The organism is Streptomyces pratensis, assembly GCF_016804005.1.
Lineage (GTDB): Bacteria > Actinomycetota > Actinomycetes > Streptomycetales > Streptomycetaceae > Streptomyces > Streptomyces pratensis_A.
Window position 1 is genome coordinate 6,197,973 of record NZ_CP051486.1, and the last position, 12,310, is coordinate 6,210,282.

The 12,310-nt window shown below is 71.1% G+C and carries 10 protein-coding genes; 4 read left to right on the forward strand and 6 right to left on the reverse strand.

Translation table 11 applies throughout. The features are described from left to right. Positions 1–169: 169 nt before the first annotated feature. Positions 170–1,552, forward strand: coding sequence for a cysteine desulfurase/sulfurtransferase TusA family protein (locus tag HED23_RS25665; RefSeq protein ID WP_203185740.1), 1,383 nt, complete (start codon positions 170–172; stop codon positions 1,550–1,552). A 46-nt stretch (positions 1,553–1,598) separates the two neighbouring features. On the opposite strand, the gene HED23_RS25670 is transcribed toward HED23_RS25665, so the two are convergent. Further along, positions 1,599–2,573, reverse strand: coding sequence for a carbohydrate kinase family protein (locus HED23_RS25670; protein ID WP_203185741.1), 975 nt, complete (start codon positions 2,571–2,573; stop codon positions 1,599–1,601). Positions 2,574–2,732: 159 nt separating this feature from the next. Between HED23_RS25670 and HED23_RS25675 the strand changes: the two genes are divergently transcribed. Next, positions 2,733–2,930, forward strand: coding sequence for a hypothetical protein (locus HED23_RS25675; protein WP_203185742.1), 198 nt, complete (start codon positions 2,733–2,735; stop codon positions 2,928–2,930). A 130-nt stretch (positions 2,931–3,060) separates the two neighbouring features. After that, positions 3,061–4,524 carry a hypothetical protein gene (locus HED23_RS25680; protein ID WP_203185743.1) on the forward strand — a complete coding sequence of 488 codons (1,464 nt, stop codon included), beginning with the start codon at positions 3,061–3,063 and terminating at the stop codon, positions 4,522–4,524. A 123-nt stretch (positions 4,525–4,647) separates the two neighbouring features. Here the strand turns inward: HED23_RS25680 and HED23_RS25685 are convergent, their stop codons facing one another. Beyond that, positions 4,648–5,004 (reverse strand): HesB/IscA family protein, encoded by a 357-nt coding sequence (locus HED23_RS25685; RefSeq protein WP_056784314.1) that lies wholly within the window; start codon positions 5,002–5,004, stop codon positions 4,648–4,650. A 221-nt stretch (positions 5,005–5,225) separates the two neighbouring features. Here HED23_RS25685 and nadA point away from each other — a divergent pair, with 221 nt between their 5' ends. Further along, on the forward strand, positions 5,226–6,413 hold the full coding sequence (gene nadA / locus HED23_RS25690; RefSeq protein ID WP_203185744.1) for a quinolinate synthase NadA: 1,188 nt from the start codon (positions 5,226–5,228) through the stop codon (positions 6,411–6,413). A 164-nt stretch (positions 6,414–6,577) separates the two neighbouring features. Here the strand turns inward: nadA and HED23_RS25695 are convergent, their stop codons facing one another. The 4 genes from HED23_RS25695 to pspAA all read right to left on the reverse strand — a co-directional run bounded on the left by HED23_RS25695 (position 6,578) and on the right by pspAA (position 12,308). Next, positions 6,578–9,733: an efflux RND transporter permease subunit gene (locus tag HED23_RS25695; RefSeq protein WP_203185745.1), complete on the reverse strand. Its 3,156-nt coding sequence runs from the start codon at positions 9,731–9,733 to the stop codon at positions 6,578–6,580. A 201-nt stretch (positions 9,734–9,934) separates the two neighbouring features. After that, on the reverse strand, positions 9,935–10,624 hold the full coding sequence (locus HED23_RS25700; protein WP_203185746.1) for a response regulator: 690 nt from the start codon (positions 10,622–10,624) through the stop codon (positions 9,935–9,937). After that, the gene (locus HED23_RS25705; RefSeq protein ID WP_203185747.1) at positions 10,621–11,886 is read right to left on the reverse strand and encodes a sensor histidine kinase; all 1,266 of its coding nucleotides are present in this window, start codon (positions 11,884–11,886) and stop codon (positions 10,621–10,623) included. Before HED23_RS25705 ends, HED23_RS25700 begins: the two co-directional genes overlap by 4 nt. Before the next feature lie 143 nt (positions 11,887–12,029). Further along, positions 12,030–12,308 (reverse strand): PspA-associated protein PspAA, encoded by a 279-nt coding sequence (gene pspAA / locus HED23_RS25710; protein ID WP_203185748.1) that lies wholly within the window; start codon positions 12,306–12,308, stop codon positions 12,030–12,032. Positions 12,309–12,310: the final 2 nt, after the last annotated feature.

A 12,310-nucleotide genomic window follows, 5' to 3' on the forward strand; every position in this document is an offset into this window, starting at 1 on the left:
CAAACCCTACTGGACGCTATTTGGGGTCGCGCGGGGAGGGTGCCCAACGCGCCGCACGACACCCCGAAGGGATGGAATGCGGGCCTCCGGCCACCATCTGACGCCCCCTCTCCCTGCCACGACGCCGGCCGGCCACCTGGTCACGCCCCGTGCGGGCTAGCGTGACCGCGTGCCCTACTTCGACGCGGCCTCCTCCGCACCCCTGCATCCCGTCGCCCGCCAAGCGCTGCTTGCCTCCCTGGACGAGGGCTGGGCCGATCCCGCCCGCCTCTACCGCGAGGGGCGGCGTGCCGCGCTGCTGCTGGACGCGGCCAGGGAGGCCGCGGCGGAGGCGGCCGGCTGCCGTCCGGACGAGCTGGTGTTCACCTCGTCAGGCACCCGGGCGGTGCATTCGGCGGTGGCCGGAGCGCTCTCCGGCCGTCGGCGTGTCGGCCGCCATCTGGTGCTTTCCGCCGTCGAGCACTCCTCGGTACTCCATTCGGCCGCGGCATTCGAGGCGGAGGGCGGTTCGTTCACCGAGGTGCCGGTGGACCGGGCCGGGGCGGTCGACCCCTCCGCGTACGGCCGGGCCCTTCGCGCGGACACCGCGCTGGCCTGCCTGCAGTCCGCCAACCACGAGGTGGGGACCGAACAGCCGGTGGCGGAGACCGCCGAGATCTGCGCCGAGGCGGGGGTGCCGCTGCTGGTGGACGCCGCGCAGTCGCTGGGCTGGGGGCCGGTGACCGGCCACTGGTCGCTGCTGGCGGCGAGCGCCCACAAGTGGGGCGGCCCGGCCGGGGTCGGCCTGCTCGCTGTACGCAAGGGGGTGCGGTTCGCACCCCAAGGCCCCGCCGACGAGCGGGAGTCGGGCCGCGCGGCCGGCTTCGAGAACATCCCGGCGATCGTGGCGGCTGCGGCATCCCTGCGGGCGGTACGCGCGGAGGCCGCGGCGGAGGCGGTACGGCTGCGCGCGCTCGTGGACCGGATCCGGGCGGCGGTGGGGACTTCCGTGCCCGATGTGGAGGTGGTCGGCGACCCCGTCCGGCGGCTTCCGCACCTGGTCACCTTCTCCTGTCTCTATGTCGACGGAGAGACATTGCTCCACGAGCTGGACCGGGCCGGATTCTCCGTTTCGTCCGGATCGTCCTGCACGAGCAGCACCCTGACGCCCAGCCACGTCCTCAAGGCGATGGGGGTGCTGACCGAGGGGAACATCCGCGTGTCGCTCCCGGCGGGGACCACGGACGAGCAGGTCGACGGCTTCCTCGACGTACTGCCGGGCGTGGTGGCCGAGGTACGTCAGAGGCTCGGCGCGCCCGTTTCCGCGGCACCCTCCCCCGCGCCGCGGACCTCGCTCGTGATCGACGCGCTCGGCAGGCGCTGCCCGATTCCGGTGATCGAACTCGCAAAGGTGATCGGAGGGGTACCCGTCGGCGGCACGGTGACGGTGCTCGCGGACGACGAGGCCGCCCGCCTCGACATTCCGGCCTGGTGCGAGATGCGCGAGCAGGAGTACGTCGGCGAGGAGCCGGCGGACGACGGATCGGCCTATGTGGTCCGCCGGCTGCACTGAGCCCGTGGCGCTCGCCCGCGGGTCCGTGCCCCCTCTGCCGCTCGTCCTAGGAGAGGTGCTTCCTGACCTCGGAGGCCGCCTCGTCCCCGTACGCCTTGGTGAAGCGGTCCATGAAGTGGGTCCGGCGCAGGGTGTACTCCTGGGTGCCGACCGTCTCGATGACCAGGGTCGCGAGCATGCAGCCGACCTGGGCGGCACGCTCCAGGCTCACGTTCCAGGTGAGGCCCGAGAGGAAGCCCGCGCGGAACGCGTCGCCGACGCCGGTCGGGTCGGCCTTGCGCTCCTCCTCCGGGCATCCGACCTCGATGGAGTCCTGGCCGGCCTTCTCGATGCGGACGCCGCGGGCGCCGAGGGTGGTGACGCGGTGGCCGACCCTGGAGAGGATCTCCTCGTCGCTCCAGCCGGTCTTGGACTCGATGAGCCCCTTCTCGTACTCGTTGGAGAAGAGGTACGTCGCACCGTCGAGCAGGATGCGGATCTCCTCGCCGTCCATCCGGGCGATCTGCTGCGAGAAGTCGGCGGCGAACGGGATGCCCCGCGAGCGGCACTCCTCGGTGTGCCTGAGCATCGCCTCGGGGTCGTCGGCGCCGATCGAGACGAGGTCGAGACCACCGACGCGGTCGGCGACGCTCTTGAGCTCGATCAGCCGGGCCTCGCTCATCGCGCCCGTGTAGAAGGAGCCGATCTGATTGTGGTCGGAGTCCGTCGTACAGACGAAGCGCGCCGTGTGCAGCACCTCGGAGATGCGGATGGAGCCGGTGTCGACGCCGTGCCGGTCCAGCCAGGCGCGGTAGTCGTCGAAGTCGGCCCCTGCGGCACCGACCAGGATCGGCTGCGTGCCGAGCACGCCCATCCCGAAGGCGATGTTGGCCCCGACACCGCCGCGGCGCACGTCGAGGTTGTCGACCAGGAAGGAGAGCGAGACCGTGTGCAGCTGATCGGCGACCAGCTGGTCCGCGAATCGGCCGGGAAAGGTCATGAGGTGGTCTGTGGCGATGGAGCCGGTGACTGCAATGCGCACGGGGAGGCTGCTCCTGCGGAAGGCGAAGGGAGCGCGTGAGCGCCCCTCCGGGACGGCATGACAGTTCACGCTACCCGGTAACGCCCGCCTGCTCGAATGGGCAAAACTACCCGATAGTAGGTCTTTCTACCTGAGCGCTGCCATGCGTACGGTGCGGTTATGTCGAACACCATCGTTCCGCGTGAGTCCGAGATGAGCCTTGCCGAGCTGCGCGGTGACTGCGCGCGGATGGCGCCGCACTGGGTCGTACCCGCGAAGACCGCCGCGAAGCCGGTGGAACCCTCCCGCATCAACGGCGTCACGGTGCCGCCGTCGTCGGCCCGGATGATCGACGCCATGTCCGACTACGGGGACTGACCGGCCGGACCGGGCGGCTCCCCCGCACCCGCCGGGGGAACCGCGCGCTCCTCTGCTCCGTCCCACCGTTGCCCCGCCCGGGGCACTGGCGGCGAGCCAGTGGCGGCTATGCAGTCGAAGGAGCGATCCGGTGAGCACCGAGCGACCAGAGAACGACGTGACCGGTACCCGGCGGCGGCGCTCGCCGCTCGTCGCGGCCTCGGTGGCGGCAGCGGTGCTGCTGGCCGGTGGCGGTGCCGCCTACTGGGCGTCGAACACCGGGGGCCATTCGGACCCAGGCCTTCTCCCCGACCCGGGGACCGGCTCGCCGCCTCTCCTCTCCCTCGAGATGCCGGCGGACAGCGGCCCGGCGGCGCCCCCGGAGGGCATCGCGCCGGGTGAGCCGGACCCTCATGGCGGCGGAACCGTCTACCGAGCCTCGGGAGAGCTGCCGGACGGCCCGGACGAGGCCACGGTCCACCGGACGACGGGCACGGTGACCGCAGCCGAGGTGACCCGCCTCGCGAAGGCCCTCGGGGTGCAGGGGACACCGCGCGCGGAGGGCACGGCCTGGAAGGTGGGCAGTGACGGGGACGGGTCCGGTCCTCTGCTGCGGGTGATCAAGCAGGCGCCGGGCACCTGGACCTTCGCCCGGTACGGATCGGGCGGCCCGGACGCGTGCGGGTCGCCCACGGTCTGCCCGAAGGACGCGTCCCCGGGCACGGGCACCACCGGCACCAGCTCACCGGTGAGTGAGAAGGCCGCCAAGGCCGCCGCCGCTCCGGTGCTGAAAGCCGTGGGACAGGACGGCGCGGCGCTCGACGCGGATCAGCTGATGGGTTCGGTACGCGTGGTGAACGCCGACCCCGTCGTGGGCGGGCTGCCCACGTACGGCTGGTCCACCGGGATCCAGGTGGGGGCCGGGGGCGAGATCGTCGGTGGCGGCGGGCACCTGAAGGGCTTGGAGAAAGGGGACAGCTATCCGGTGACCGGCGCGGACGACGCGCTGAGGCAGCTGAACGCGGAGAGCCGGCGAGCGGCGAAGACCGGCACCGGCGGCTGCGCGACCCCGGTGCCGCTGGAGGGGGACGCGGGGCCGTCGACGAGCGACTGCGGTACGCGGGGCGGGACTCCGCCGGCCACCACGGTGACGGTCGGGAAGGCCGAGTTCGGGCTCTCGGCGCAGCACGCGGAAGGCGAGCCGATCCTCGTACCCTCGTGGCTCTTCTCCGTGAAGCCCGAAGGGGGCCGCCCCGGGAACACGGTCGTCCAGGTCGCGGTGGAACCGGATCACCTCGCCGAGGAGAGCCCCCGGCCCACCCCGGAGCCCACGAAGGACCCCGGCGGTACGGACGGCCCGGGGGTCGTCTCGTACAGCGCGGACGGCCGGACGCTGGAGGTGACGTTCTGGGGCGGCGTGTGCAGCACGTACTCGGCCCGCGCCTCGGAGGACGGCACCAGTGTGCGGGTCACGGTCACGGAGTCGAAGCCGGAGCCCGGGAAGGCCTGCATCATGATCGCCAAGGAGCTGACCCGGACGGTGACCCTGGACGCGCCGCTGGACGGGCGGAAGGTGGTCGACGCGGAGTCGGGTGAGGCGGTGCCCCGCGCCTGAGGGCCGCACGCGAAGACAGACAGGCGTGCGTACACGGACACAGGCGTACGTACACGGAGACGACAGCGGCGGCGTTCCCGGACCGGATCCGGGAGCGCCGCCGCTGTCGGTACGACTCTGGGTTCAGCTGAAGGAGTCACCGCACGCGCAGGAGCCCGTGGCGTTCGGGTTGTCGATCGTGAAGCCCTGCTTCTCGATGGTGTCCACGAAGTCGACGGAGGCGCCGCCCAGATACGGGGCGCTCATCCGGTCGGTGACGACCTTGACGCCGCCGAAGTCCTTCACGACGTCCCCGTCGAGCGAGCGCTCGTCGAAGAAGAGCTGGTACCGCAGGCCCGAGCAGCCTCCGGGCTGAACGGCGACGCGCAGCGCGAGGTCGTCCCGGCCCTCCTGCTCCAGCAGGGTCCTGACCTTGTCTGCGGCGGCGTCGGACAGGAGGATGCCGTCGCTCACGGTGGTGGTCTCGTCCGATACGGACATCTGCTTCTCTCCCGGGGTTGTACGGACTGCTTGCCGACGGTCCAACCATCGGGGCCGCGGATTCATTCCGGGCCAGGCGCGTGTCTGTTCCCTTCATGCTCGCACACCCCGTGTGCCGGGGGATGCGTCACATCGACGCTATCGGCATCGTCAAGCTGACATGAAGCGGTTATGATAGATAGCGTCAATTAGACGAAAAGGCTTTTCGCGGAAAAGAAAGGGTGCGTGTCGTGACCACCGCCCAGCCCCTGGATGTCCAGCCGACACCCCTCGCCCTTCTGTTGCTCGGCCGCGAGGCCGACCCGCGGAGCGAGCGCGGGGTCGAATGCCCCGGAGACCTGCCCTCCCCGTCCGACCCGGACCTGGTGGAGCGGGCTCGTGCCGCGAAGGAGAAGCTCGGGGACAAGGTCTTCGTGCTCGGCCACCACTACCAGCGCGACGAGGTCATCCAGTTCGCCGACGTCACCGGCGACTCCTTCAAGCTCGCCCGGGACGCGGCGGCGCGGCCCGAGGCGGAGTACATCGTCTTCTGCGGCGTGCACTTCATGGCCGAGTCCGCCGACATCCTGACGGGCGACGACCAGAAGGTCGTCCTGCCGGACCTGGCCGCCGGCTGCTCGATGGCCGACATGGCCACCGCGGAGCAGGTCGCCGAGTGCTGGGACGTGCTGACGGAGGCAGGGGTCGCCGGCGAGGTCGTACCGGTCTCGTACATGAACTCCTCCGCCGACATCAAGGCCTTCACCGGCAAGCACGGCGGCACGATCTGCACCTCGTCCAACGCGAAGCGGGCGCTGGAGTGGGCCTTCGAGCAGGGCGAGAAGGTGCTCTTCCTGCCGGACCAGCACCTGGGCCGGAACACGGCCGTGCGGGACATGGGGATGACCCTGGAGGACTGCGTCCTCTACAACCCGCACAAGCCGAACGGCGGCCTGACCGCGCAGGAGCTGCGCGACGCGAAGATGATCCTCTGGCGCGGGCACTGCTCGGTGCACGGGCGCTTCTCGGTGGAGTCCGTCAACGACGTCCGTGAGCGGATTCCGGGCGTCAACGTGCTGGTGCACCCGGAGTGCAAGCACGAAGTCGTGGCGGCCGCGGACCAGGTGGGTTCGACGGAGTACATCATCAAGGCCCTGGAGGCCGCGCCGGCGGGCTCCAAGTGGGCGATCGGCACGGAGCTGAATCTGGTACGCCGGCTGGCGAACCGTTTCGCCGCGGAGGACAAGGAGGTCGTCTTCCTCGACAAGACGGTGTGCTTCTGCTCGACGATGAACCGGATCGATCTGCCGCACCTGGTGTGGACGCTGGAGTCCCTGGCAGAGGGGAACCTGGTCAACCGGATCCAGGTCGACGCGGAGACCGAGAAGTTCGCGAAGCTGGCGCTGGAGCGGATGCTGGCGCTGCCGTAGAGCGGATGCCTGCGCCGCCGTAGCGGGCGGGGCGGATCGCGCGCCTCCGGGCACGGGCCGTTCCGCCGCCGTTCCGGCCGGGGCCGGCAGCCCCGGAGCACGGGAGAGGCCCCCGACGCCGTTGCGGCGTCGGGGGCCTCTCTGCGCGGCTGCCGGGGAGCCCGTCAGGCCTTCGCCGGCTCCGGCTCCTCGGAGGCGGCTTCCTCCGCCGCGTCCGGGGCGCTCTCGCCGGACTTCGCCTCGCGCTTGGCCGCCTTCTTCTTCGCGCGGCGCTCCTTGCGGAGCTCGACCATCGCGTAGAGCGTCGGCACCAGGAGCAGGGTGAGCAGCGTGGAGGTGATCAGACCGCCGATCACCACGACCGCCAGCGGCTGGGAGATGAAGCCGCCCTCGCCCGTCACGCCCAGCGCCATCGGGAGCAGGGCGAAGATCGTCGCCAGCGCCGTCATCAGGATGGGGCGAAGACGGTGGCGTCCGCCCTCGACGACCGCCTCGACGACGCCCATGCCCTGCGCCCTGTACTGGTTGATCAGGTCGATCAGCACGATCGCGTTGGTCACCACGATGCCGATCAGCATCAGCATGCCGATCATCGCCGGGACGCCCATCGGGGTGCCGGTGACGATGAGGAGGCCGAGGGCGCCCGTCGCGGCGAACGGGATGGAGACCAGCAGGATCAGCGGCTGGATGAGCGACCGGAAAGTCGCCACCAGCAGCATGAAGATGATCGCGATGGCCGCCAGCATGGCCAGGCCCAGCTTCATGAAGGCGTCGTTCTGGTCCTCGGAGACACCACCGATGGTCGCGGTGGCACCCTCCGGAAGGTCCAGAGCGTTGATCTTCGTCTGCAGCGAGGCGGTGACCGCGCCCGTGTTGTCGCCGGTCGGCTTGGCGGTGACCGTCGCCGCGCGCTGACCGTCGATCCGGGTCATCGAGACCGGGCCGGGGACCAGCTCCACACTGGCGATGTCGCCGAGCTTGACCGGGCCGAGCTGGAGGGCCTTCAGTTCGGCCATGGTGGTGGCCGGCTCGGCCGACCTCACCAGGACGTCACGCTCGGTGTCGTCCATGATCGCCGTGCCTGACGGGGTGCCGCGCACCGCGCCGGCGACCGCCGCACCGAGAGTGGCCTCGTTGAACCCGGCGTCGGCCGCCTTGTCGTTGGCCTTGACCGAGATGCGCGGGACGCTCTGGGCCAGGTCGCTCTGGACGTCGGTGACGTCCTCGAGCCCTGCGACCTCACTGCGCACCGCTTCGGACGCCTTCTTCAGCACGTCCGCGTCGGCGGCCTTGACCACGACGCTGAGGTCCTGGCTGCCGAAGCCGTCGCCCGCCGCGATCGTGGTGTCGCCGATGCCGTCGAGCTTGCCCAGGGCCTCGTCGATCCGGTCCTGGGTGGCCTCGAAGTCCGCCGAGTCCTTGAGGGTGATCTGGTAGGAGGCCTGGTTGGCGCCCGAACCGCCCCCGAAGGCCGCCATGAAGCCGGAGGAGCCGACGGTGACCTGGTAGTCCTCCACGCCGCCGTCGGCGGCGAGGACCTTCTCGACCTTCTGCGCGGCCTCGTCGGCCGCGGCCAGGCTGGTGCCGGGGGTCAGCTCCTGCTTGATGGAGAGGACTTCCTGCTCGCCCTGGTCGAAGAAGTTCGTCTTCAGCAGGGGTGCCATGCCGAAGGTGCCGAACAGGACCACGAAGGCGATGACGATGCTGGTGACGCGGCGCCGGGTCGCGAAGCGCAGCACCGGGACGTAGATCCGCTGGAGCCGGCTGGCCGCCTCCTTCTCCTCGGCCTTGCGCCGCGCCTCGTCCGGGTCGGCGTCGGTGCCCTTGGGGGCCCGCAGGAACCAGAACGAGAGGACCGGGACGACGGTCAGCGAGACCAGCAGAGAGGCCAGCAGGGCCGCCGTGACGGTGAGGGAGAACGAGCCGAAGAGCTGGCCGACCATGCCGCCGACCAGACCGATGGGCAGGAAGACCGCGACGGTGGTGAGCGTGGACGAGGTGACCGCGCCGGCCACCTCCTTGACCGCGGTGATGATCGCCGAATGGCGCTCCTCGCCGTAGCCGAGGTGCCGCTTGATGTTCTCCAGGACCACGATCGAGTCGTCGACGACCCGTCCGATCGCGATGGTCAGCGCGCCGAGGGTCAGCATGTTCAGCGACAGGTCGCGGGTCCACAGCACGATCAGCGCGAGAACGACGGAGAGCGGGATGGAGACCGCGGTGACCAGCGTCGAGCGGATCGAGGCGAGGAACACCAGGATCACGACGACCGCGAAGAGCAGGCCGAGCGCGCCCTCGGTGGTCAGGCCGGAGATCGCCTTGGAGACGGCGGGTCCCTGGTCGGAGACGACTGTCAGCTCGGCGCCGGCGCCGAGGTCCTTGCGCAGGTCCGGGAGCTTCTCCTGTACGGCGTCCGAGATGGCGACGGCGCTGCCGTCCTTGTCCATCGTCGCCGCGACGGCGAGGCTCGGCTTCCCGTTCGTGCGGGTGACGGAGACCGCGGCGGCGGGCTCCTGCTTCACGGTGGCGACGTCGCCGACGCGGACGGGCTTGCCGGCCTCACCGGTCGCGGGGTTCGCCGCGGAGACCTTCAGGTCCTCGATCTGCTGGAGCGAGGTGAAGGAGCCGCCCACCTGGATGGTCCGGCTCTTGCCCGCCTCGGAGAAGGAGCCGCCCGGGACGGTGGCGCCGCCGGCCTGGAGGGCCTGGGCCAGCGAACCGGCGTTCATGCCCGCCGCGGCGAGCTTCCTGTCGTCGGGGACGACCGAGACCTGGAGGTCCTGGACGCCGTCGACCGTCACCTGGCCGACGCCTTCGATGTCCTCAAGCGCCGGGACGACGGTGCGGTCGAGCTGGTCGGCCAGCGCCTGCTGGTCCTTGTCGGAGGTGACGGCGAGGACGACGGTCGGGATGTCGTCCGTCGAACCGGCGATGACCTGCGGGTCCACGTCGTCCGGCAGCTGGATGCGGGCGCGGTTCACGGCCTGCTGGATGTCGGCGACGAGCTGCTTCGTGCCCTCGTCACCGAAGTCGAACGTCGCCATGATGACGGCGTTGCCCTCGCTGGCGGTCGAGGTGATGCCCTCGACGCCGTCGACGGTCTTGATGGAGTTCTCGAGCGGCTCGACGACCTGCTTCTCGACCACGTCGGGAGACGCACCCTGGTAGGGCGCCAGCACCGACACCATCGGGAGTTCGATGGTGGGCAGCAGCTGCTGCTTGAGCTGCGGGATCGCTATCGCTCCGAAAACGAGCGCGACGATCGAGATCAGCCCGATCAGGGCCCGTTGTGCGAGGCTGAATCTGGACAGCCAGGACATGGGTGGGTCTCTCTTCTGTGGCTTACGCGGCAGATGGGCGGCTGTCCGGAGCCCACATCGGCTCACTGCGGAGCTCTGTGATCACGGGGGACACAGCCCGCCCGTCTATACGATCGCCCGCTCCCCGGGCGAAAACGTCGGCCCCCGGGTTGCTTTCTTGTCCCGCGCATACCGCAGCTGGAGTAGCCGGGTCTACACCCGTCACTCCACCCTGGGGCGGACCAGGCCCGATTCGTAGGCAATCACGACCAATTGCGCCCGGTCCCGCGCACCGAGTTTCGCCATGGCCCGGTTCACGTGGGTCTTCACGGTGAGCGGGCTGACGACGAGCCGTTCGGCGATCTGGTCGTTGGAGTGTCCACCCGCGACCTGGACGAGCACCTCTCGCTCGCGCCCCGTGAGAGCGGCGAGGCGCTCGGAGTACTCCGCGCCGTCCGGCCCCTCGGCGACGTTGCCGCCCTGGGCGAGGAAGTTGGCGATGAGCCCCTTGGTCGCGACCGGGGAGAGCAGCGCCTCGCCCGCCGCGGCGACACGGATGGCGTTGAGCAGTTCGTCCGGTTCCGCCCCTTTGCCCAGGAAGCCGGAGGCTCCGGCCCGCAGGGACTGCACCACGTACTCGTCGACCTCGAAGGTGGTGAGCATGACGATCCGCACGTCCGCCAGATCCGGGTCCGCGCTGATCGTCCGCGTGGCCGTGAGCCCGTCGGTGCCAGGCATCCGGATGTCCATGAGCACGACGTCGGCGCGGGTCGAGCGGGCCAGGGCCACGGCCTCGGCCCCGTCGGCGGCCTCACCGACGACCTGCATGTCGGGCTCGGAGTCGACCAGCACCCGGAACGCGCTGCGCAGCAGTGCCTGGTCGTCGGCGAGCAGCACCTTGATGGGCGTCATGCGCATCCCCCCGTCGTCTCCGCCGTGACCGGCTCCTCCGGCGCGCGTGTACGGGACGTGACGGGCAGGATCGCATGAACCCTGAATCCGCCTCCGTAACGGGGGCCCGCCGTGAGGGTGCCGCCGAGGGCGGTGACGCGCTCACGCATCCCGATCAGTCCGTGCCTGCCGCCGCCGTCCGGCTCGGGGCGGGGATCCGCTCCCCTGCCGTTGTCGAGGACGGTGACCTCAGCGGTCCCCCCGACCAGTACGACGCTCACCTCGGCCTTGGCGCCGGCGCCCGCGTGCTTGCGCACGTTGGTCAGGGCCTCCTGGATGATCCGGTAGGCCGCGAGGTCGGCCGCCGCGGGCAGCGGGCTGCCGGGATCGGTGCAGGCGACCTCGACGGGGAGCCCGGCGTTACGGAAGGTGTCGACCAGGGCGTCGAGGACGGCGAGCCCCGGGGCGGGCTCCGTGGGCGCCTCCGGGTCGCCGGACTGGCGCAGCAGCCCGACCGTGGTGCGCAGTTCGTCGAGGGCGGAGCGGCTTGCTTCCCGTACGTGGGCGAGCGCCTCCTTGGCCTGGTCGGGACGCTTGTCCATGACGTGGGCCGCGACCCCGGCCTGGACGTTGACCAGGGCGATGTGGTGGGCGACGACGTCGTGCAGGTCCCGGGCGATCCGCAGCCGTTCCTCGGCGACCCTGCGGCGGGCCTCCTCCTCGCGGGTGCGCTCCGCGCGTTCGGCCCGTTCCCTGATCGCGTCGATGAACGCGCGCCTGCTGCGCACCGCGTCGCCGGCGGCGCCGGCCAGCCCCGTCCAGGCGAGCACCCCGACGTTCTCCTGGCTGTACCAGGGGGTCGGGCCGACCACCATCGCCGCAACGGTCAGCACCAGCATCGTCAGCAGACCGACCCGCCAGGTGGTGGGGCGGTCGGTGCGGGAAGCGACGGTGAACAGTGCGATGACCACGCTCAGCACCACGGGCGCGGGCGGATCCGTCAGGAGGAACCCGACGGCGGACAGCACCCCCGTCACGGCGAGCACGGTCACGGGCCTGCGCCGGCGCAGGACGAGTGCCCCGGCGGCGAGCACCATCAGCAGCACGCTGAACGGTCCGGGGGGACGGGCGTGGAAGACGGGCCCGTGGCCCGGGTCCGGCTCGGCGAACGACGCGCAGATCATGCAGACGAGCACGGCCGCGGCCAGCCCCCGGTCGAAGGCGAGGGGATGGCCGCGCAGCCAGCGGCGGGGGCGCACGAACCCGGTTCCGAGGGTGGTCACGTCGAGCAACGGTACGGCGTGCCGTCGACGGAACGGTCAGGGCGGCGTCCGGGCCACGTCACGGCAGGGTGCGCGCGGCACGACGCCCCGCGCCGGAAGGACCCGGGCGGGGCGTCGCGAGGAGTGCCGAACGGTCCGGCCCGTCAGCCGGGGATCAGTCCGTCGTCGCGGAGCATGGAGCGCACCTCTTCGAGGGTGGCGTCGGGTGACGGCAGGATCAGTTCGGACGGCTCCAGGGAGTCGTCCGGGAGCGGCGAGCCGAGCTCGCGCACCTTGTCCAGCAGCGCGTGGAGCGTGGTGCGGAAGCCGGGTCCGTCACCGCTCTCCATCTCCGCCAGGAGTATGTCGTCGAGCTTGTTCAGCTCGGTGACATGGCTGTCGGCCAGTACGACCTGGCCCTCCCCCATGATCCGTACGATCACGA